This window comes from Rhizobium freirei PRF 81 (genome assembly GCF_000359745.1).
Classification (GTDB): Bacteria; Pseudomonadota; Alphaproteobacteria; order Rhizobiales; family Rhizobiaceae; genus Rhizobium; species Rhizobium freirei.
Genome location: NZ_AQHN01000084.1, coordinates 516284 through 538004, shown reverse-complemented (window position 1 = coordinate 538004; position 21721 = coordinate 516284). Strand labels below are relative to the sequence as shown.

The 21721-nt window shown below is 60.9% G+C and carries 19 protein-coding genes and 1 pseudogene; 10 read left to right on the top strand and 10 right to left on the bottom strand.

Features of this window, described 5'->3' with window-relative positions:
• The first annotated feature begins 9 nt into the window (after nucleotides 1-9).
• From RHSP_RS25850 to RHSP_RS25840, 3 genes are read left to right on the top strand one after another with little or no spacing between them, the layout of a single operon-like run.
• Nucleotides 10-987, top strand: a complete 978-nt coding sequence (locus RHSP_RS25850) for an ABC transporter permease (RefSeq protein ID WP_037154464.1) — start codon at nucleotides 10-12, stop codon at nucleotides 985-987.
• Between the two features lie 11 nt (nucleotides 988-998).
• Entirely contained in the window at nucleotides 999-2198 is a 1200-nt protein-coding gene (locus RHSP_RS25845) for an alanine racemase (RefSeq protein ID WP_037154461.1), read from the top strand.
• A gap of 10 nt (nucleotides 2199-2208) precedes the next feature.
• The gene (locus RHSP_RS25840; protein ID WP_004125459.1) at nucleotides 2209-2964 is read left to right on the top strand and encodes an ATP-binding cassette domain-containing protein; all 756 of its coding nucleotides are present in this window, start codon (nucleotides 2209-2211) and stop codon (nucleotides 2962-2964) included.
• 246 nt (nucleotides 2965-3210) lie between these two features.
• On the opposite strand, the gene RHSP_RS25835 is transcribed toward RHSP_RS25840, so the two are convergent.
• The 7 genes from RHSP_RS25835 to RHSP_RS25805 all read right to left on the bottom strand — a co-directional run bounded on the left by RHSP_RS25835 (nucleotide 3211) and on the right by RHSP_RS25805 (nucleotide 11691).
• Nucleotides 3211-4653, bottom strand: a complete 1443-nt coding sequence (locus tag RHSP_RS25835) for a M20 family metallopeptidase (RefSeq protein ID WP_004125456.1) — start codon at nucleotides 4651-4653, stop codon at nucleotides 3211-3213.
• Between the two features lie 125 nt (nucleotides 4654-4778).
• Entirely contained in the window at nucleotides 4779-6320 is a 1542-nt protein-coding gene (locus RHSP_RS25830) for an ABC transporter substrate-binding protein (RefSeq protein WP_004125453.1), read from the bottom strand.
• A gap of 29 nt (nucleotides 6321-6349) precedes the next feature.
• The gene (locus RHSP_RS25825) at nucleotides 6350-7213 is read right to left on the bottom strand and encodes a serine hydrolase (RefSeq protein WP_004125449.1); all 864 of its coding nucleotides are present in this window, start codon (nucleotides 7211-7213) and stop codon (nucleotides 6350-6352) included.
• A 1-nt stretch (nucleotide 7214) separates the two neighbouring features.
• Nucleotides 7215-8855 carry a dipeptide ABC transporter ATP-binding protein gene (locus tag RHSP_RS25820; RefSeq protein WP_004125445.1) on the bottom strand — a complete coding sequence of 547 codons (1641 nt, stop codon included), beginning with the start codon at nucleotides 8853-8855 and terminating at the stop codon, nucleotides 7215-7217.
• Complete coding sequence (locus RHSP_RS25815) at nucleotides 8852-9670, bottom strand: ABC transporter permease (protein ID WP_004125441.1); 819 nt, start codon at nucleotides 9668-9670, stop codon at nucleotides 8852-8854. Before RHSP_RS25815 ends, RHSP_RS25820 begins: the two co-directional genes overlap by 4 nt.
• Entirely contained in the window at nucleotides 9667-10611 is a 945-nt protein-coding gene (locus RHSP_RS25810) for an ABC transporter permease (RefSeq protein ID WP_037154457.1), read from the bottom strand. The genes RHSP_RS25815 and RHSP_RS25810 overlap by 4 nt, the downstream gene beginning before the upstream one ends.
• Nucleotides 10612-10785: 174 nt before the next feature.
• Nucleotides 10786-11691: a LysR family transcriptional regulator gene (locus tag RHSP_RS25805; RefSeq protein WP_037154455.1), complete on the bottom strand. Its 906-nt coding sequence runs from the start codon at nucleotides 11689-11691 to the stop codon at nucleotides 10786-10788.
• Nucleotides 11692-11964: 273 nt separating this feature from the next.
• Here RHSP_RS25805 and RHSP_RS25800 point away from each other — a divergent pair, with 273 nt between their 5' ends.
• The 5 genes and pseudogenes from RHSP_RS25800 (at nucleotide 11965) to RHSP_RS25780 (ending at nucleotide 16801) form a co-directional block, all read left to right on the top strand.
• Nucleotides 11965-12624: a MarR family winged helix-turn-helix transcriptional regulator gene (locus RHSP_RS25800; RefSeq protein ID WP_004125436.1), complete on the top strand. Its 660-nt coding sequence runs from the start codon at nucleotides 11965-11967 to the stop codon at nucleotides 12622-12624.
• Nucleotides 12625-12661: 37 nt separating this feature from the next.
• Nucleotides 12662-13378, top strand: a complete 717-nt coding sequence (locus tag RHSP_RS25795; RefSeq protein ID WP_004125434.1) for a hypothetical protein — start codon at nucleotides 12662-12664, stop codon at nucleotides 13376-13378.
• A gap of 321 nt (nucleotides 13379-13699) precedes the next feature.
• A pseudogene (locus RHSP_RS25790) lies at nucleotides 13700-14190 on the top strand (Lrp/AsnC family transcriptional regulator).
• A gap of 162 nt (nucleotides 14191-14352) precedes the next feature.
• Nucleotides 14353-15564 (top strand): diaminopropionate ammonia-lyase, encoded by a 1212-nt coding sequence (locus RHSP_RS25785; RefSeq protein ID WP_037154452.1) that lies wholly within the window; start codon nucleotides 14353-14355, stop codon nucleotides 15562-15564.
• A gap of 88 nt (nucleotides 15565-15652) precedes the next feature.
• A complete protein-coding gene (locus RHSP_RS25780; protein ID WP_004125423.1) occupies nucleotides 15653-16801 on the top strand; it encodes a M20 aminoacylase family protein in 1149 nt (382 codons plus the stop codon).
• Between the two features lie 145 nt (nucleotides 16802-16946).
• Here the strand turns inward: RHSP_RS25780 and RHSP_RS25775 are convergent, their stop codons facing one another.
• Both RHSP_RS25775 and RHSP_RS25770 read right to left on the bottom strand, forming a co-directional pair.
• A complete protein-coding gene (locus RHSP_RS25775) occupies nucleotides 16947-18179 on the bottom strand; it encodes an MFS transporter (RefSeq protein ID WP_004125421.1) in 1233 nt (410 codons plus the stop codon).
• Between the two features lie 240 nt (nucleotides 18180-18419).
• Nucleotides 18420-19337, bottom strand: a complete 918-nt coding sequence (locus RHSP_RS25770; protein ID WP_004125419.1) for a LysR family transcriptional regulator — start codon at nucleotides 19335-19337, stop codon at nucleotides 18420-18422.
• Nucleotides 19338-19454: 117 nt separating this feature from the next.
• On the opposite strand from RHSP_RS25770, the gene RHSP_RS25765 reads away from it, so the two are divergent.
• Nucleotides 19455-20066, top strand: a complete 612-nt coding sequence (locus tag RHSP_RS25765) for a glutathione S-transferase family protein (protein ID WP_004125416.1) — start codon at nucleotides 19455-19457, stop codon at nucleotides 20064-20066.
• Nucleotides 20063-21046, top strand: coding sequence for a pyridoxamine 5'-phosphate oxidase family protein (locus tag RHSP_RS25760; protein WP_004125413.1), 984 nt, complete (start codon nucleotides 20063-20065; stop codon nucleotides 21044-21046). The genes RHSP_RS25765 and RHSP_RS25760 overlap by 4 nt, the downstream gene beginning before the upstream one ends.
• A 125-nt stretch (nucleotides 21047-21171) precedes the next feature.
• Here the strand turns inward: RHSP_RS25760 and RHSP_RS35715 are convergent, their stop codons facing one another.
• Nucleotides 21172-21555: a hypothetical protein gene (locus tag RHSP_RS35715; protein WP_240535507.1), complete on the bottom strand. Its 384-nt coding sequence runs from the start codon at nucleotides 21553-21555 to the stop codon at nucleotides 21172-21174.
• Between the last annotated feature and the right edge of the window lie 166 nt (nucleotides 21556-21721).

Here is a 21721-nt window from a genome sequence, read left to right as displayed (position 1 = left end):
GGGAACATCATGTCCCAAGCAAATTCCTTGCCCACGCCCACGAAGGCACGGCCAAGACGTCTCGCCAATCTCAAGAACTATGTTGTCTATCTCGGCTTCCTCGCGATCTTCCTGTTCTTTGCGATCGTGCTCAAGGACAGCGGGTTTCTGACTGCCCGAAATCTCTCCAATATCGTCCTGCAGACGGCGCCGGCAACGATCATGGCAATCGGACTGGTGTTCGTGATGTCGGCCGGGGAGATCGACCTGTCGATCGGCTCAACGGTCGCCGTCTCTGCATTGGCGGCGGCCGTCGCGCTCGCCGCTTACGGGCCAATTGCCGGCATCGCGGCGGGACTTGGCGCCGGCTTGTTCATCGGACTGATCAACGGCGTACTCGTCGCCTATGTCAGACTGCCCTCCTTTCTTGTGACACTGGCAACCTTGGGGCTCTTTGCGGGCGTCTCCCGCTCCATGACCAACCTGCGCAGTATTCCCGTGACCGACGAGTTCTTTACGGGCTTCTTCGGATCGGGTGCCCTCTTCGGAATTCCCTCGCTGATCTGGTGGACGGTGATCGGCGTCGCCGTTGGCCATATCATCTACAGAGAAACCCGGTTCGGCGCGCATGTTCTGGCGCTTGGCGACAATGCCCGTGCCGCAAGTGTCTCCGGGATCAGCGTCCCAAAGATGCGCCTTGCCGTCTTGATGATCTCCGGCACGCTCGCCGGCCTTGCGGGGCTGCTCTATGCGGGCAGGCTCCAGGCTGCGAAATACACGCTTGGCGAAACCGACCTCATGACCGTCATTGCGGCGGTCATCGTCGGCGGCACGCTGCTGAACGGCGGAAAGGGTTCCATCGTCGGCGCCCTGGTCGGCTCCCTCATGATGGGGATGCTCAACAACGGGCTCATTCTGATGGGGCTATCCGTTTCCGACCAGATGATCGTGCGCGGCTTCATCATCCTTGCCGCCGTTGCCGTGTCACTCCGCGAAAAAGCTCGATAAGGACACTGACCATGTTTCTCGAAAGTCTACGCAAACGTAATCCGGCCTTCATCGAGGCTACGCAAAATCTACACCAGCGCGGCAACATCCCGGCCGATGCCTATGTGATCGACCTCGATACTCTCGAGCAGAATGCCCGCATCCTCAAGGATGAGGCCACCAGGCTTGACCTGAAGATATTCGCCATGACGAAGCAGTTCGGCCGGTCGAGCTCGGCCTGCCAGGCAATCATGCGCGGCGGCATCGACCGCTCGGTCGCCGTCGACATGGCCTGCGCCCGCGCGACACATAAGGCCGGCATGAGAATTGGGCATCTCGGGCATCTTCAGCAGGTCGCTCGCCATGAGGCAAGCGCCGCCGCAAGGGTGCTGAAACCCGACTACTGGACTGTCTTCAACGAGGTGAAGGCGATGGAAGCGGCGGCGGGTGCCGCAGCCGCCGGTCGAACCCAGGATCTGCTGGCGCGCATCCACGCCGAGGGCGACACCTTCTATCGTGGCCATGAAGGCGGCTTTGACGCGGACCAGGTGGCAGAGGTCGCAGACATGCTCGATGGTCTCGAAGGTGGCCGCTTTGCCGGCATCACCACCTTCCCTGCCCTTCTCTACGATCATGCAAGCCGCAAGGTATTGCCGACCCAGAATCTCACGACGCTTTCGAAGGCGGCCGAAGCGCTCGCCAAGGCCGGCAGGCGCGGCATTGAAATCAACGCCCCGGGCACAACGTCGAGCGTCATGCTTTCCGCCCTTGCCGAGGCTGGCGCCACGCAGGTCGAGCCTGGCAATGGCCTGCACGGCACCACGGCGCTGCATGCCGTCGAGGACGTGCCGGAATCGCCGGCGGTACTTTACGTGACCGAGGTCTCGCACCTGTCCGGCGGTAAGGCTTATTGTCTGGGCGGCGGCTTCTACATCGACCCGATCTTCCCGGACTACGACGTCAAGGCAATCGTCTCCAGCGAACCGACGGCGGCCACAAGTGCGTTGCGCAGCGTCGAGGTGCCTCCGCCTTCGATGATCGACTACTACGCCATGATCGATGCCAGCGGCCCCGGTGCACCGAAACCCGGCGACACCGCCATTTTCGGCTTCCGTGGGCAGGCTTTCGTGACCAGAGCCTATGTGGTCGGCGTCTCGGGGATTTCGAGAGGAGAGCCTCGCGTCGAAACAATCGAATACACCAACGGCGAGCCTGCGGCCTGGCCGCTTTAGGAGAGATCCCATGTCGAACAATGCTCCGAACGATGGCTTTCAGCCCGTTCTCGAATTGAAGGACATCCATAAGAGTTTCGATGCCATCGTTGCGATCGAGAATTTCTCTCTCGATGTGCATCCGGGTGAAATCGTCGCGCTCGTGGGCGACAACGGCGCGGGAAAATCAACGCTGATCAAGATCATTTCGGGGGTCTATACACCGACCTCCGGATCGATCCTGATCGATGGTCAGCCGGTGGTCATGTCAAATGCCACGATGGCCCGCAGCCACGGTATCGAGGTCGTCTATCAGGATCTCGCCCTGGCCGACCAGCAGACCGTTTACATGAACATGTTCCTCGGCCGCGAACCGACAAAATCATTTGGCCTGCTCGACCGCAAGAAGATGATTGCCGAGACCGAGGCGCTGGTAAAGGAACTCGACGTTCGCATCCCCTCCGCGCATGCGACGATCCGCGATCTCTCGGGGGGTCAAAGGCAGGGCGTTGCTATCGCCCGCGCAACCCACTGGGCGAGCAAGCTCGTCCTGCTGGATGAGCCGACCGCAGCACTCGGGGTTGCCGAAACCGCCAAGGTCGAGGAGATCGTCGAATCGCTGAAGAAGCGCAATATCGGCATTTTGATCATCAGCCACAGCCTCGATCAGGTCTTCAAACTGTCCGACCGCATCTGCGTCTTGCGTCGCGGCAAGCAGATCGGTGTCCGGAAAACCTCTGAAACTGATAAGAACGAGATCATCGCCATGATTACGGGTCTGCACTGACGGGACTGAAGGAGGGAGGAAATTACGCAAGCGCCGTACTTGGAACTGAGGCCAAGCGGGGACAGTTGGATTTAAGGCGAGGTTTATCGGGCCTGAGCAATCGAGCATTCGGTATGCGTCAAGGGCGGGCTGCAGCGTTTGGGCATCCAGCGCAGATCATGTGGCTGTAAAACGACCACGGGAGCGCTCGGCACGTGCTGCCCCGCGCGCGCCTTAGTCGGCTTGCGCCGAGCGATCCGTCCAGAATCACGCTTTGTCTCCCGGCATGATATCCATGGGGATGGGGCAGACATAGGGTTTGCCCTCCGTCTTCTCCAGCCATTCCGCTTTTGCCCGAGCCACGAGCGACGGTGATATCATCAGCGAGAGCCCAGTTGTCGCAAGCGCCTTTGCGGCATGCGCCATAGCCTTGTGAGCGACGGCACTTTTTCCCTGGGCCACGACCTGCCAGGTATGAGGGTTCGTGCCGATTGCCCAAGCCGGCGTCCAGCATTGCGCCGTCGGCGTCACCCAGCTGACATCGCCGACATCGGTCGACCCGGCGCGGAAATGCGACTGGCCCTCGAACTCGCGCAAGCCGAGATGCAGCGGCGTCGATCCGTCGACCTTCGCATTGGAAAAGACATCGCCCTTGATCTGGTAAAGCCGGATGCTGCTCTTGATCGCCTCGTCCGTAAAGGTTTGCTGGATCGACCGGGCGAAGGTTAGATCCACCTCGTCGAAAGCGACCGGCCCGAGTGCCGTCATGTTCTCATGCATGGCGGTTTCGAGCGTGATGTTGGGCAAAAGATTGGTCGAAGCCGTGTCGAAGACGATCTCTACATCGGTTTCCGTCATCATGGCGGCGCCGCGCGCGACTTTCTCGACGCGTTTGGCAAGATCGAGAGCCTGCGGCATTTCCGGCGCGCGGATCAGATAGAGCACCTCGGCCTTTGCCTGGACAACATTCGCAGCCTTGCCGCCCGTGTCGGTGATCGCATAATGCACGCGGCAGTCTTGCGGCATGTGCTCGCGCAGGAAGTTGACGCCGACATTCATCAGTTCCACAGCGTCCAGCGCCGACCGGCCGAGATGGGCAGCATTCGATGCATGCGCAGCAACGCCCTTGAAGCGATAGTAATATTCGATGACCGCGAGATTATTGGTCGAGCGGACGCCGTTGAAAGGCGCGGGATGCCAGGTCAGAGCGGCATCGACATCGTCGAACAGACCTGCGCGAACCATGAAGGTCTTGCCCGAACCGCCCTCTTCGCCCGGGCAGCCGTAATAGCGGACGGTGCCCGGAAGGGTGTTTGCCTTCATATGGCGGGCAAGCGCAATCGCCGCCATCAGCGAACCGACGCCGAGCAGATTGTGGCCGCAGCCATGCCCGGTCGCCCCCTCAATTACGGCTTCGTGCGCGGCAAGGTTCGCGACTTGGCTCATGCCGGCCAGTGCGTCGAATTCCCCCAGAAAAGCGATGACGGGCTTGCCGGCACCGAAATCGCCGATAAAGGCCGTCTCCATGCCCGCCACGCCGCGCCGCAGCGAAAAGCCGTTATCTTCGAGCGTGCTCGCAAGGAGTTCGGACGAACGTGTCTCCTCGAATTTCAGCTCGGCGAAATCCCAGATGCGGTCGCTCAGCTTGGTAAAATCCGGCTTCATCGCTTCGATCGCTGCCGCAATCGATTGTACGGCCTCTCGGTTCATCGCTCGTCCTCATATCGTGTTAACGCCGTCTAAGGGCGCGGAAAGCCGCTCGCCGCGAAGGCGCTGGCTTCTTCTAAAAAAATGAACTGCCCGCGCCTCGATCCGCATCGGCGCGGGCAAGCAACTCAGTCGACCGACACTTCCCAGAGGCGGGCGTTCGACTGCCAGACCGGCTGCCCTTTCAGCTTCTTGGTCGCGCCCCAGACATCGACCATGTCGTAGAGGAAGATGCCCGGCATATCCTTCAGCATGAGATCGTGGAACTCATCGAAGATCTTCTGTCGCTTGCTCTGATCGGCCTCGACATAAGCAGCCTTCATCAGCTCGACGGCCTTCGGGTCATCCCACATCAGCGAGGCGTTCTTGTCCTTGTCACCGACATAGAAGGAATACATCAGCGCCGGATCGAGACGCGGTGCGACCGACTGCGAAATGATCTGGTAATTGCCGGAACGGCGGCGATCGACCTGGGTCGCATAGTCAAGCACCTCGATCTGCACGTTGAGGCCGATCTGCTGCAGCATGGCCTGCGCCATCACGGCAACCGGAAAGCTCGGCACATTGCCGCGTTTGTTGGCGATGATCGAGATCGGCTCGCCCTTGTAGCCTGCGGCAGCAAGTTCCTTCTTAGCCGCCTCCAGATCATAGGGCAGACGCTTCTTCTGGGTCGCGTCGAAATAAACGGAATCCTGCGACACCATCGATCCATTGGCCTCGCCGGTTCCATTGGACGCGGCACCGACGAGTTCATCGAGATCGAGCGCCATCGCCATGGCACGGCGCACGCCGGGCTTGCCCAGCAGCTTGTCGCGCGTCTGGATATAGAACAGGTTCTTGCCGTTGTTGCGCGCCACGATGAGCTGCATCTTCGGGTTCGATTTGATTTCCGGGATGAGATCGGGCGAAAGTTCGGCCGTGTCGAGCACCCCCGATTCCAGGCCGGCCTTTACGGTCGAAGGATCGGGAATGACCATGAACTTGATGCCGTCGGCAAGCGGCCGCTTGGAGCCGACCATGCCGTCCGGCTTGCCGTCATTTGCCGGCGAGAGGTAATCGGCGAACTTCTTCAGGTGAATATATTCGCCCTTCTTCCATTCGTCCCACATGAAGGGACCGGTGCCGATCGGCTTGATAAGGCTGCCGTCTGCGGCGATGGAATCGGGCGAGATCATCCCGGTATAGCCGCATTCCGGACGCGACATCAGGCCGAGGAAAACGGCTGATGGCTTTTCAAGCTTGATTTCGACCGTCGATGCATCGACTGCCTTGACGCCAGTTACATGCGCAGCACCGCCGGCTGCGAAATCGGACAAGCAAGTCCATTTCGTCTCAGGCTTCAGGTAACGCGTCCAGTTCCATACCACATCGTCTGCCGTCAGCAGCTTGCCATTGTGGAATTTGACATCGGTCCGGAGCTTGAACGTGTAGGTCAGGCCGTCGGCGGAAGTCTCGAAGCTCTTGGCGAGCAGCGGCTTCACTTCGCCGGCGTTATTGTAGCCGACAAGCCCCTCAACGATGTGCAGGATCACCCCGTCGGTATTGCCGTCGCGGTTTACGCCGGGATTGTTGCTGCGCAGGTCGGAACTCTGCGCAACAGTGATATCGCGCGCTGCCGCGACATTTGCCAGTGCGAGCAGGGCCGTGCCCGCAAGAAGAAGCTTTTTCACTGTTCTACCCTCTTATCTATCGTTGATCGTTATGACGCAAATCCGTCCCAGCAAGCGCGCGACAGCCGGCCGATCGTCTCCAGGGCCATCGTATATCCCGGCGTGCCGTCCTGCATGGCGAGCGGCACCTCGTCGGTATAAGCGGAGATGATGTAGAACGGGGCGCCGTCGCGATAGACAATGCCGGCATTCATGCGGCCGCGCTTGCCCGTGCCGCTCTTGTGGGCGACGACCGTGCCGAAAGGCAGGCGGGACGGGATCGCATAGCGCAGAATCTGGTTCTTCAGCGTCTGCAGCGCATAGGCGCAGAGTTCCACCGAGACGCCAAGTTTCTCCAGCATTGCCGCCGAGGTCTGCGCGTCGAGGATCATCTGCAGGAGGGTGGCCTGATCGCGCGCCGTGGTCGTCGTCACCGACTTCAGCGCGTGATCCGGCGACAGGGCGAGCGGCGGGATCAGGAACCGATGGTGCGTGCCGGCAAGGCCGATCGACTTGCAATAGGTGTCGACCTCCTGCAGCGTCAGGCGTTCGAACACCATCTTGGTGCAGACATTGTCGCTCAGCACCATCATGCCAGTAATGGCATCGCGCAGCGAAATGACGATGCCGGGGGTCAGATAGCGGAACATACCGCTTGCCACTTCCTCGGCAAAGCGCGCTTCATAGGTGACCGGCTCGTCAAGATCGAGCCGACCATCCTGCGCCGCCTTCAGCGCGGCCATCATGATCGAGGTCTTGCGGGTGCTTGCCGAAGGGGTTTCTTCGTCGGCGCCGCGTTCGATCGTTTCGCCGGTCAAAAGGTTGCGCACCAGGAAGCGGGTTACGAAGGGCTGCGCGTCGCAGATTTCTGCGAGCCGTTTAGCAACCAAAGCGGAATCGGAAAGACTGCCCACATCAATTCTCCAGGCGCCATTTCAGTGTCACGCCGCCCTTTTCATTCTGGTCGAGGGCGGGAATGGCCGAAAGGAGCCGGCGCGTATAGGCCTCCTTCGGATTGTCGAAAATCGTGTCGCGGTCGCCTTCCTCGATGATGCGCCCGTCCTGCATGACGACGACGCGGTCGGCGACCTGTTCGACGACGCCGAGGTCGTGGCTGATGAAGAGGCACGAGAAACCGTAGCGCTTCTGCAGGTTGGAGAAGAGCTCCAGCACCTGGGCCCTGACCGTCACATCGAGCGCGGAAACCGGTTCGTCGGCAATGAGAAAGCGGGGGCGCCGGGCGATCGCACGGGCGATCGCCACGCGCTGGCGCTGGCCTCCCGACAGTTCATGCGGGTAGCGGTTGGCGTAGTCGCCGCCGAGGCCGACTTCCTCAAGTGTTTCCAGCGCCCGCTTGCGCCTGGCATCGCCGTCGAGGTCGAGCACGAGCCTGAGTGCCTCCTCGACCAGCGCCTGGATCGTCATGCGCGGATCGAGCGAGGAATAGGGATCCTGAAACACCATCTGGCAGTTCAGGCGATAGTCGCGCCAGTCTTCATCGCGTGACCGGCCCTGAAAACGAATGTCGCCGCCGCTCTCCTTGACCAGACCGGCAATGGTCCGGCCGAGCGTCGTCTTGCCGGAACCCGATCCACCGACCAGACCGACGACCTCGCCTTCATGGATATCGACGCTGACGCCATGCAACGCGCGCTTGGGGCTCCCCCTCTTGAGCAGCGATTTGCGACCGGCATAATCGACCACAATGTTGCGGGCGGAGACCATCGGCACTCGCGCGGTATCGACGCGGCGGGTCTCCGAGCGGAACGGCAGAGAAGACAGGAGCTTCTTCGTATAGGGATGCTGCGGCGCCTCCAGCAGATCCTCCGTCCGTCCCTGCTCGACGACCGCGCCTTTTTCCATCACGACGATACGGTTCGTGTATCGCGCCACCATCGGCAAGTCATGACTGATGAGGAGAACGGCCGTTCCTTCTGCGCGCGTCAGTTCAACCATCAGCTCCATCACGTCGCGCTGAATGACGGCATCGAGCGCCGTGGTCGGCTCATCGGCGATCAAAAGCGCCGGCTTCAGGAGCATGACCGAGGCGAGCATGATGCGCTGGCGCATGCCGCCGGAAAACTCGTGCGGATAGGAGGTGAGCGCCCCTTCCGGATCGCGGATGCCGACGCGCTTGAGCATATCGATGATGCGGACACGTCGCTCATCGGGCGAGAGCTTGGTGTGCAGAACAAGCCCCTCCTCCAGCTGCCGCCCGATCGTCATCGATGGATTGAGCGAGGTCATCGGCTCTTGGAAAACGACGCCGATCTCCGCACCGCGCAACGCGCGAAGCTCCCGGCCCTTCATCGCCAGCACGTCGCGTCCCTTGTAAGTGGCGGCCCCGCCGGCAACGCCGATCGCCTGCGGCAAGAGCGATATCAGCGCACGCGTTGCCAGCGTCTTGCCGGAGCCGCTCTCGCCGACAATGCCGAAGATCTCGCCGGCCGCGATATCGAAACTGACGTCTTTGACCACCCTGTGGCCGGATCTTACGACCTCGAGCGAGAGGCCGCGCACACTGAGAAGAATGTTCTCTGCCGTTTCGGATGTCATTTCAGACCTCTCATGCGCGGATCGAGCCTGTCACGAAGGGCATCGCCCAGAAGATTGATGCCGAGCAGCGTCAACGCGATGCAGAGGCCGGGGAAAAGGCCAAGCCATACGGCCTGCTGGATGAGCGGCCGGCCGGCGGCCAGCATATTGCCCCAGGTCGGCGCCGGCGGCGGCACGCCGAGACCAAGGAAGGACAGCGCGCTTTCAGACAGAATGGCCCAACCGAACATCGAGGTCGCCAGCACCGTGATCGGCGCGAGACAGTTGGGCAGAACATGGCGAAACATCGTGTAGAGCTCGCCATTGCCCATCACCCGCGAAGCTTCGATGAATTCGCGCTCGCGCAGCGAAAGAACGGCGCCGCGGACGACACGCGCCATGGACGGCGTGTAGGCGATGCCGAGCGCGAAGATGATGCCGTATTGATTGGCACCGAAGACTGCGAGCAAGCCGAGCGCCAGGAGAATGCCCGGAAAGGCGAGCAACGCGTTGTTGACCGCCATGATCACGCCGTCGACCCAGCCGCGAGCATAGCCGCTGACAAGCCCGATCATGGTGCCGAAGACCGTTGCCAGAACCACGGTCAGCGCACCGATCCAGACGCTTGCGCGCGCCCCGACCATCAGGCGGCTCAGCACGTCCCGGCCGAACTCGTCGGTTCCGAGAGGATGGACGGCGCTCGGTGCGGCAAGCCGCGCAGTGAAGGAGAGTTTCGTCGGATCGAATGGCGTCCAGAACAGTCCGACGGCGGCGGTGATGAGCAGGATGGCGACGAGAATGCCGCCGACCAGCCCGTTGAGAGCAAGCTTCTTCATTCGGCAACCACACGCGGATCAAAGAGAGGATAGAGAAGGTCGACGACGAGGTTGACCAGGACGTAGGAAAGCGACACGAACAGCAGGCAGCCCTGAACGACCGGATAGTCGCGCGCGAAAATGCTGTCGACCATCAAACGGCCCAGGCCGGGAATGGTGAACACCGTCTCGATCACGGCAATGCCGCCGAGCAGGTTGCCGAGGATGAGGCCGATCATCGTCCAAGTCGGCCCGAAGGCATTCTTGAAGGCGTGGCGCCAAAGGACCGCGCTTTCGGAAAGCCCCTTGGCCCGTGCATGGGTAATATAGTCGAGACGCAGCACTTCCAGCGTCGAAGCGCGCGCCATGCGGATCAAGACACCCATTTCGTGAATGACCAGCGTCATGATCGGCAGCACCAGATAGAGAAGGCCGCCCACGACATTGTTGCCGATCGAGACATAGCCCAAAACCGGCAGCCAGCCGAGTTTGAGGCCGAAGAAGAGCAGCAGCAGCAGCCCAAGCCAGAAGGTGGGAACGGAGAGCAGCACCGTCGCGGTTCCGATCAATGCCAGATCCGTCAAGCTGTTCTGGCGCCATGCCGCGATCAGTCCGGCCGGAACGGCGATCAGGCTGGCAAAGAAAACCGCGACGACGACGATCTCGGCGCTGACGAGAAAGCGCGATGCGACAAGCGGCAGGACGGCCTCGCCGTTGACGATCGATTTGCCGAAATCGCCCTGCAGCACGTTGCCGGCCCAGATGACGAATTGCTGCGGCATCGACTTGTCGAGGCCGAGCTCGGTGCGCATCGCGGCAATCTGATCGGGCTGCGCCATATCGCCGAGCATCAGCGCGGCGGGATCGCCCGGAATGAAACGGATCAGCGCAAATACGGTCACGGCAACAAGCGCGATCGTCGGAAGCGCCATTACCAGACGACTCAGGATAAATCTCAGCATTCTTTCCCCACGATTGGTGGCCGCTTTTCCCCGGCCGCCATCGACTTCGTTGTGCGAGACTATGACGGATTGCGGAAAGTCGCGCAATATTATGCGATTTCGTCATAGACTTATGCAGAGTCTGGAGCATTCTCCGGCTTGATTTCGGGCACTGCCATGACACCGCCGAAGTTCTTATCCGTCCTTCTGGGAAAGCTGGATCTGCCTCTTCAGCGCGTCGCTCAGTGCCTGGGCGGCGATGGAAAGAGGAACGCCGGCTGCCTTGGCCAATCCGAACGCCTGCGTCGAACGCGGCACGAAAGGGCGATGCACGACGGGAAGATGGCGATAGAGCTTGGCGTAGAAGCTGCTGATGATGGTGACCCCGAGACCATGCGCCACATAGGAGCAAGCGGAGCTGTTGGTATGGGTTTCGATCTTGACCATCTGCTTCACCCCCGCCCGCGTGAAGGCCTGATCGAGCGCCATGCGGTTCGGCCTCTGCCGCCCGATCAGAATAAGGGGTATGTTGCGCAGGTTCTTGACGGTGATTTCGTCCAGCTGCGCCAACGGATGGTCCTTGGGGACGACGCAGACGCTTTCGCCGGTGGCAACCTTTTCGATGTCGATTCCCGGTCCGGTCTCGCCTTCCATTCTCAGGAATCCGAGATCGATGACCCGCTCCTCGACCAGTTTGTTGATGGCAATTGTCGATTCGAAGAACGTTTCGATACGCACGCCGGGAAAATCCCGGACGTAATCGATCAGCATGGCGGGGGCGAAATTCTCCCACATGCTGCTCGGCAGACCGATCCGGACGATTTCCGGCCCTGATGCGCCATTGCGCAGATCTTCGGCATGGCCGGCCATGCGCTCGACGGCGAGAAGCACATTTTCCGCATCCCGCGCCAGAACCGCCGCTTCCGGCGTTGCGATCAGCCGCCCACGGTCACGGACGAAGAGCGTGATGGCAAGATCGCTTTCCAGCTGCTGCAGCATGCGGCTCACGCCCGATTGGCTAAGCCCCATGGCTTTTGCCGCCGCAATGGTCGAGCCGGTGGCGAGAAGCGTGCGAAGCACTTCCAGTTGCTTGATATTCATCAGCCGTCCCCCAATGGCCAATCGGCGATATTGTGAAGGAAGAGGCCAGCCGCCTTCGGCAAAGGATGCTTTTTACCGCTGACGAGGCTGCAGGTCGCCGACAATTCCGGCTCAAGCGCAGCGGCACGCCTGTATATTGCCACGCGATGAGATCGTCCAGAGCCACTCAGCTCCGGATAGCAGCTTGAGCCAGGCGCGCCGACAAGGCTCCTCTTTTCGACGCAGCCTGACATCAATTTCTGCACAATCCGCGCTTTACTAAATAGGAATCCTATGTATATTGAGGCCATGGAGACACCGAAGAACCCAGTATCGATCGATTACCGTATCCGCGAGGGCCTAGCCCGCATTGCGATGGCGATGCGTCTCGACGATTGGAATAAAGCCAAAGGAATGGGCCTGAACCCGACGCAGCTGGCGATCCTCAGCTTGTTGCTCGGACGTGAAGCGGGGCTCGGCGTCAAGGATATTGCCGCACATCTTGGGGTGTCGCAGCCAACGGCGACAGATTCGATCAACGCACTTGAGCGCAAGGGCTATCTCGAAAAGCAACCCGATCAATCCGACCGACGGGCCGTGATCGTCGCGCTGACGGCCGAGGGCCTGGCCGCTGCGAGGGTGGAGGATAGTGAACCTGGCCTTGCCGAGCAGGCCGTCAAGGCGCTGGACGGCGGCGAGCAGGAAGCCTTGCTCCTTACTCTCGTGAAGATGATCCGGCAATTGCAGGAAGCAGGCGAAATTCCCGTCCAGCGCATGTGCGTGACCTGTCGATACTTCGCCCCTTTCATGCATGCCGATGCGGCCCGGCCTCATCACTGTCATTTCGTGAACGCACCCTTCGGCCAGCGTGAGCTCCGTGTCGATTGCCGCGATCATCAACACGCCGATCCCACATCCCGGGCTGCCACCTGGGAAACGTTCCAAGCGGGATAAACCAACCCTCCAGGCAAAACGAAAGGAAGATCTCCCTATGTTCAGAGCATTCATAGCCGGCACGCTTGTCGCCGGAACGGCCTTGCTGTGCCATGCGCCGGCGAACGCCCACCCGGTGAAGGCCGAGCCGAACCAGGCTGTCCAGGCAGCCTTCGATATCATCGAGACGAAAATCACGACCAAGGGCGACACCGCCGTCTTTTCGACGCGGGTACGTGGCGAGGCCGGCAAGGACAAGCCCGATGCCGCCGGCAAGTTCGAAGGTTCCAGCGTCTACGCCTATGTCTGGCCGACCAGCCTGGACAGCGGCGAGATTGGCTTCGACCAAAAGCAGGGCATCGTGGCGCTGGCCGTCACCTTCCATCCGGATTTCGATGACGCCGCCAGCGGCGGCAAGAACCGCCACATCTGGCATCCGCACTGGGTCGTCATGGCTAAGGACAAGGCCTGCGGCGGCGGGCTCAAGGTCGTGGACATTCCGGCGGGCGCGAAGCCCAAGGTTCCGAAGACATGGCCGGGCGTGCCGCTGCTGATCGACAGTCCGGACTATCCGACGAGCTTCACCGGCGACACGGTCGATGTCGAAATCCCGCTTTCGCTGATCGGCACCATCAAGGGTGCTTCCTTCGACGGCGTCGCCGCGGGCCTCAAGGTCAACGGCAACCTGCATGCGCCGCTCTTATGCGTCGACAACGTCTTCAAGGTCGCTTCCGGAAACCTCAGCCTTCCCGGCAAGGTCGAGCCGGCGAAGTGATCTTGTCGCGCCGGTTCGCCGACTGCCATCGGCAAACCGGCATATTCTCCCCTCCAGGCTAATAGAGAGAAAGAACATCAGCAGAATTACCCCTATTAATCCTCCGAATGCAACAAGGGCGGCCGAAAGCCACTTTCGCCAGATCAGGTCAGCCTTCGGCTCCGGGCTGAACCTGTGCCCGTAATCCATCCAGCCGCGCGGCAAACGGACCGGCGAAATGGAAGACTTGTGCCGGCCAATGAAATAATGTTCGGCGCAATTTAGACACCACGCCCTCGGACAGGCGTAGGGTGCAATTTTGTTGCAGAAGGCACTTTGAACATGACCGAAAAGCCGAAACATGGCGCCGCCGAACTCGACCGGCTGGACCTGAAGATTCTCGACGTTCTGCAACGTGACAACAAGACGCCGCAGCGTAGCATTGCGGAGATGATCCATCTCTCCGCTCCTGCCGTGCAGCGTCGCATCAAGCGCATGGAGGAGCTTGGCGTCATCCAGGCCAATGTCGCGCTCGTCGATCCCGCGAAGGTCGATCAATCGATCACCCTGTTCGTCGAAGTGGAGATGGAAAGCGAGCGGGCGGAGCTTTACGAGGCCGCCAAACGCTCCTTCTCCGCCGCACCGGAAGTGCAGCAATGCTACTATGTCACCGGCGAAGCGGATTTCTCATCCTGATCATCATCGTGCGCAGCATGTTGGACTATGAGGCGCTGACGCGAAAGCTGTTCTTCGGCAACAACAACGTGAAGCGCTTCCGGACCTTCGTCTCCATGGAACGCGTCAAGGTGGGACTGAGCGTTCCCTTGGAGTGAGGTCACATTTCCGCTTGCGAGATGCGCACTGTGCCGCGAACCAAAAGTCAGCCAAGCTAGCCAGAAACGAGACAAAATTGCATCGCAATCACTGAAATACAGCGCCTCTCTTGCCTCTCTTGAAATATTGTTCAGCCAGATGTCTGGTTCGAGGAGATTCCGATGCGTGCCACGCCCTATCTGATGAACGCCATGCCGGCATACCGGCAGCCTCTGGATGCGCGCGATGCTGAAACACTTGGCCTCGCAGCAGCAGACCGGGTAGTGCAAGTCCTTGCGCTCCGCGAAAACAGTGATGCAACGCCGCTCCATGCCCTTCCCGGCCTTGCCGAGGAGCTGGGGCTCGCCTCGCTGCATGTCAAAGACGAGGGGTTTCGCCTGGGCCTCGGCTCTTTCAAGGCGCTCGGCGGTGCCTACGCACTCATGATCCTGGTGCAGGAAGAAGCCTCGCGCCGCTTCGAACGCAAGGTCGCCATCGACGAGCTCATGTCGGACGAGATCCGCGCCATTGCCGCCACAATGACCTTCGCCTGCGCCACCGACGGCAACCACGGCCGTTCCGTTGCCCAGGGTGCGCAGTTGATGGGCGCGCGCGCCGTCATCTTCGTCCATTCCGGCGTCAGTGACGCGCGCGTTCAGGCCATCGCTCGCTTCGGCGCCGAGATGGTAAGCGTCGACGGCAATTATGATCTTTCCGTTGCCGAGGCGGCGCGCGTCGCAACCGAACAGGGCTGGACGATCCTCTCCGACACGTCGTGGCCCGGCTACGAATACGTCCCCGGCCTCGTTACGCAAGGCTATACGGCGATGGTGCGCGAAATCCTTTCGACACTCGCCGAAGCCCCGACCCATGTCTTTCTTCAGGCCGGCGTTGGCGGCTTTGCAGCTGCCGTCAGCGGACATATGGCCGTTGCGCTGGGTGACCGGCGCCCGCATGTCACTGTCGTCGATCCGGCGCGCGCGGCTTGCATCTATGAAAGCGCCAGAGCCGGCCATGTGGTCAAAGTGAGAGAGACAGAGCCGACCGTCATGGCGATGCTGGAATGCTATGAGCCCTCGATGGTCGCCTTCCGTATTCTCGAACGGGTAGCCGACGGCTTCATGACCGTGGAGGAAGATGCCGCGCTCGATGTGATGCGCCGCCTGGCCGCGCCTGTGGGTAGCGATCCTGCGATTGTCGCGGGCGAAAGCGGCGGCGCCGGGCTTGCAGGCCTCCTGACGGTGCTTCGCGATCCACAAATGGCGGCGCGGATCGGGCTCGGCAAGGAGGCGCGTGTGCTGGTCATCAATACGGAAGGCGCCACCGATCCGGCACTCTATGAAAAAATTGTCGGCCGGAGCCCCGAGGCTGTCCGGCAAAAAGGCCTGATGTGACGTTTCCAATCGATGCCGCGCACCCGATCGACCGCGCAAATCAACTGAGCGCCAAAGCGCTCCTCGCCAACACAAGGAAACTCAGTCGATGACAGATCTCAAAAGCCTTCACGCACAGATGACGGAATGGCGGCGCGATCTTCACCGCCATCCAGAATTCGGCTTCGAAGAGAGGCGGACCTCTGCCTTCGTCGCAGAGAACTTGCGTGGACTGGGTATTGAAGTCACTGAAGGAATAGGCGGCACCGGCGTCGTCGGGACACTGCGGCGAGGAACGTCGAACCGAGCCGTCGCGCTACGGGCCGACATGGATGCCCTGCGCATAACCGAGGCAACCGGCGCGGCCTGGACTTCGACTAAGCCCGGCACCATGCATGCCTGCGGGCATGACGGACACACCGCGATGCTGCTCGGTGCCGCGCAACTCCTCGTAGAGGAAGGTGGTTTCGACGGCACGGTCCGCTTCCTGTTTCAACCCGCCGAGGAATGGGGCCAGGGCGCACGCGCCATGCTGGACGACGGTCTGATGGAGCGCTTCCCTTTCGACGAAGTCTATGGCCTCCACAACATGCCCGGCCTGCCGGTCGGACATTTCGAGACGCGGCCGGGCGCGATCATGTCGGCGGAGGATATTTTCGAGATCACGCTGAAGGGCAAGGGCGGCCATGCCTCTCGCCCGGACTGGGGACGCGAGGTCATGGTCCCAGCCTGCTCGCTGGTCCTCGAGTTGCAGACGATCGTCGCCCGCCGCCTGAGCCCTGCGGAGATCGCTGTCGTTTCGGTCACGGAATTGCTCACCGACGGCACACGCAACGCATTGCCGAGCACGGCACGCGTTCTGGGAGACTGCAGGAGTTTTCATCCCGAGGTCTCGGCGCGCATCGAGGAGGAAATGCGTCGCATCGCACGGGGTATCGCCGAAGGACATGGCGTTGAGGTCGAGGTGAAATACACAAGGGAATTCGTCCCGACGATCAATGACGCCGGCCTTGCCGCCGAAATGATGGCGGCAGTCGGACCGGTATCGCGTGAGGTGGCAACCCGCCCGGAGCCAATGACCGGCTCCGAGGATTTCGCTCGGTTCCTCGCCCATGCTCCCGGCTGCTATGCGTTCATCGGCAACGGTGAGAACTGCCCGCCTCTCCACCATCCCGGCTACGACTTCAACGACGCAGCCTTGATCCACGGCGCACAGGTGCACGCCGCCATCGTGAGGCGCCGCCTGCCGTTGCAATAGCAGAGCCTAGCTCTGCTATTCGCCGTTTCCTCGAAATCCAACAGGCTGGCTCTTCGCCGAGGCACATGGCCGCGTCGAGGCCACACCTCATTTTTCACCTGGCCGCCTGCCGGAACGCGGGCAGCACTGTGGCTGGCGTTGGGGCCTAAGGCGTTTGCGAGACTCGCTTTCCTTCTGCCCGTTGCAGCTTGAGGGTGAAAATCGCAGCAATCGCGGCGGCGATGGCGCTCGCCGTGATCGGGCCGAGATAGGTGCCCGTGCGGTCGAAGACGAAGCCGGCCAGGGTGGGGCCGAGCAGCGCTGCGATTCCGACACCGGTGTAGAGATAGCCGAGCAAGGCGCCGATATTCGGCGTACCGAAAAGCTCGGCCGCGACGGCGGGATAAAGACCGACGCATCCGCCGTAAGCAGCACCGAAGATAACGGCAAAGACGGCGAGCATCGCGAAATTGGCGGCGAAGGCCCAGAGGATAAAGGAGCCGGCGACCACGGCGGTGAGAAGTGCGAGCAGTCGTACCGAGCCGATGCGGTCACCGAAGCCCGCAAGGACGAAGCGTCCAAACACATTGCCGATGCCGATCAGCGCAATCAGCATGGTTCCCGCATCGAGCGACAGTCCGAGGTCGTGCGCTGCCGGCACAATGTGAACATAGGGGATGAAGATGCAGAAGGAACCAAGGACGATCACGAGATAGAAAAGCGGAAACCCTGGCTTGCGCCATGCGGTCAATGGACTGAGGAGCACAGGCGGCAATGCGTTCGCTCCGCCTCTGGCCTGACGTCGGCGAACCAGCATCATGGCCGGGGGGCCGATCACGGCGATCACCGCCGAGAGCATCAGAAAGGAGCCGCGCCATCCGATCACGGGGATGAGCTTGGCGACGGCGAAAGGCAGCAGCAGCGTGCCGAGCCCGAGACCGGCCGTCGCGATGCCGGAAGCCTTCGCGCGTTTTGCCTGGAACCAGGATTGGACCGCACCGATGACCGGCACATAGGAAAGTCCTATGCCGAGACCAACGCCGACGCCATAAGCGATATAAAGCCCGAAGAGGGAAGACGCCTGACTGGCAACGACATAGCCCGCGGCCATCGCGATGAGACCGGCGGCAACGAGCCTGCGGGTGGACCAGCGATCGGCAAGCGGGCCGGCGATGGCGCCTAGCGCGTAGAAAATAAAAGCGGCAATCGAAAAGACGAGCGCGATCTCGCCTCGCGACGCATTGAACTCGGCCGACAATCCCGGAAATAGCGCGGAGAAAGCATAGGCGGAACCGAAGGTAATGGCGGTGATGGCGTGCGCTCCGCCAACAACCCGCCAGCCATGCCGAGAATCGAGAGCGTCTTCGTTGGATTGCAGCATGTGTACTCCGATGATCATGCGCATTTCGCAAAAAAGCAGGAGGCCGGTTGGCAAAACGCACGCCTACGCATGCCTGGCATCGTCGATGATGTATATACATATCAAGGTAAGGTGCTCGTCAAGCGCGAAAACCGGTCTTGTCACGTGAAGGCAGGCAATATCTGCTGCTGCAAGAATGCCGTCGATTTGGACCAGCGTGGTCGGGAGAACGCTGGCACCATGGTCTTGCAAGCCGATACCGATCGAAAACCCTCCCGATCAGAAGCTCGCCTCCTGGGGAGTACTTGCATTCGCCTGCCGCTGCAGATGGCGGGCTGCGAAATCCATGAAGGCTCGGACCCTTGCCGAGACCATGTGGCCCTCGCCGTGCACGAGATGAATCGGCACCGGCTCCCGTTCGTATTCCGCTAAAACGATCTTCAATCGGCCCGCCTTGATGTCATCCGCCACCTGATAGGACTGGAACCGCGACAACCCAACGCCCGCCACGGCAGCCGCAATCGCCGTATCATTCGTATTGCAGATCAATGAAGCGTTGATCGGAACACGAATATTACGAGCCCTTCCAAATAGCCATTCCGCTTGGCCAAACAGGCCTTCGCGGCCGATGAACCTATGGTGCCGTAGATCTTCCGGAGTCTGCGGCTCGCCAAAAGCGGCCAAATAGTCCGGCGATGCGCAGAGTACCTGCCTGATCGAGCCGACGCGACGAGCGATCAATCCTGAATCGGGCAGCGCCGCAATACGGACGGCGACATCCAGGCCCTCCTCCACCAGATTGGTCACTCTATCGACGAAAACGGTCTTGACCTGCATGTTCTGGTAGAGCCGGAGGAAATCGAGAATGACCGGAAGCACGTGAATTCGCCCGAAAAGCACCGGCGCCGTCACCGTCAGCACTCCGGCCGGCTGGGTGTAGCTACCAGCAGCATTGGCCTCCGCCTCGCTGATCTCGGCAAGGATCCGTCGGCAGTCAGCCGCATAGCCCTCACCGGCCGAGGTCAGCTTCATCGAACGGGTTGTTCGCACCAGAAGACGGGTTCCAATACTGTCTTCCAGCTGGGCGACTGCGCGGGTCACCGATGGCGCACTCATATGCAGCAGCTTGGCGGCGGGCGCGAAGCCGCCACTCTCTACGACCTGCGCAAAAATGCGCATTGCCTGCAACCGGTCCATGCGAACAACTCCATTCCTATTATTTCTGATAATGAAATGGTCACATGCTTATTTCAATGGTTATCGTCATGCCTACTAATAGTCATGATGCTTCCAGTCATTTCACAGGAGGCAGACATGAAGCTCTACTACCACCCACTATCCGGCCATTCGCATCGCGCCCGGCTATTCTTGTCGCTGCTTGGAATCGACCATGAGCTCATAATGGTCGATCTTGTGGTCAAGGCGCACAAGCAGCCGGATTTTCTTGCGCTCAATCCCTTTGGGCAGTTGCCCGTGCTCGACGACGAGGGAACGATTGTCTCGGACTCCAATGCCATTCTTGTCTACATCGCCAAGAAGATGGGGCGGACCGACTGGTTGCCCGAAGACGCGGTTGGCAGCGCAGCCGTTCAGCGCTGGCTCTCGGTCGCCGCCGGTCAGATTGCCTATGGCCCGGCGATGGCGCGCCTGATCAATGTCTTCAACGCGCCGCTTCGCGCCGAAGAAGTCATTCCGCGTGCCCATGCCATCCTGACGCTGATCGAGGCTGCACTCGTTGGCCGCGACTGGGTCGCCACGCATCGACCGACAATCGCCGACGTCGCGCTTTACAGCTATTTGGCCCGCGCACCTGAAGGGGATGTCGACTTGGCGCCGTACCCTCACATCCGCGCCTGGCTCGCGCGGGTAGAGGCGCTGCCAGGCTTCATCGAGTTCCAGAAGACACCTGTGGGTTTGGCGGCATGACGGACGCGGCGGCCAATGAGGATTCGTCGCTGGCGTCGCCGTGGCACGACGGCGAAATCCGTTTGCAACGGTCGGTCGGTGTCGAGGCACGCATGAACGAGATCGGGCGGAAAGTGATCCGCGATCATCTGATCGATCAGCATCGCGAATTCTATCCACTCTTGCCGATGGTCGTTCTTGGCGCGGTCGACGCAAAAGGCGATGCCTGGGCGACGCTGCGCGCCGGACGGCCTGGCTTTCTCTGCGCCGCAGATCCGTATCGGCTGAGTGCCACTCTTGTCCGAGAGGCAGCCGATCCTGCCGAAGCGGGAATGGAGGATGGCCAGGACATCGCGCTCCTCGGCATCGATCTTGGTACGCGCCGCCGGAACCGGCTGAATGGTAGGTTGCGCCGGCGCACCGATGGATTTGATCTGATGGTCCGCGAGAGCTTTGGCAATTGTCCGAAGTATATTCAGACGCGAGATGTCAGTTTCACGAGGGACCCTGCGCAGGCAACGAGCGCTCCGCCGCATGTCAACTCGACACTCGACGACGCTGCACGCGCGCTCATAGAACAGGCCGACACTTTCTTCGTGGCATCCTATTTCGAAGATCGCGGCAAGCGGCGCGTCGATGTCTCCCATCGGGGCGGGCAGACCGGCTTTGTGCATATAGGTGCGGATGGGTGGCTAACGATCCCTGATTTTCTTGGCAACCGCTTCTTCAGCACGCTCGGGAACATCGCCCTGAACCAAAGGGCCGGTTTGACATTCGTGGACTTTGCCTCGGGCGGGCTCCTGCAGATGACCGGCGATGCCGAGATCCTGTTCGATCACGCATCAAACCTCTCCCTCAAGGGCGCCGAACGCTATTGGCGATTCCGGCCGCGACTCGTTATCCGGCGGCCAGAGGCCCTCCCGATCCGATATGAAATGACCGAATGGTCGCCGTTCACCCTGGCGACAGGCAGATGGGGCCACCCGTATCCGAGATCTTAATATGGCTTCGGCAACATAGGCACGGCCAACGAGGCTACCGCCTTCGAGAACCGCGCCGAGATGCGTTTCGTTGCAAACTCATCGCCCAAGGGGCAATGCCGATCGAAGCCGGCAACTCGAAGTGCTCAGGCACCAATCCTGCGGCTGGCACGAATCAGCCGATTCTCGCTCAAGGCGCGCTGAAACTTCAAATCGGTCTGAGCGTGATGACCAAGATCGTCGAGAAACTCGCAGACATCCTGCAGCGTATCGACGACAATATAGCGAAGACCACCACCAGCATCGATCAGATCGTAACCGATGCCTATGCCGAAGCCGCCTGCTACCTGGCGAAACCACGCCGAGCGCCAGCTTGTAAAGCCGGCGGGATCGGCCGCGAATTCAGCAAGCAATGTCTTTTGCCGTTCGATCCGCATCAGGAATGTTGCCACGATATCTGCCGCGCCAGTCTTCGGCTTTTCCGCCCTTTTGGCAGCCCATTTATCGATGAAATCGGATTTGGGTGGCAAAGGTTCTGCTTCATTGCATTCAACCGCAGCAGCCAAACTGATATCCGACGGCTCGGAGCAGTCCGCGTCAGCGGTCGCAGCAACCGACGGTTCCTCGCGCTCTGCCGAATCCTGCCTGAGTTCGGAAGCAAACGAGCCCCATATCGATTTCGTTTGCTCCGCTGGC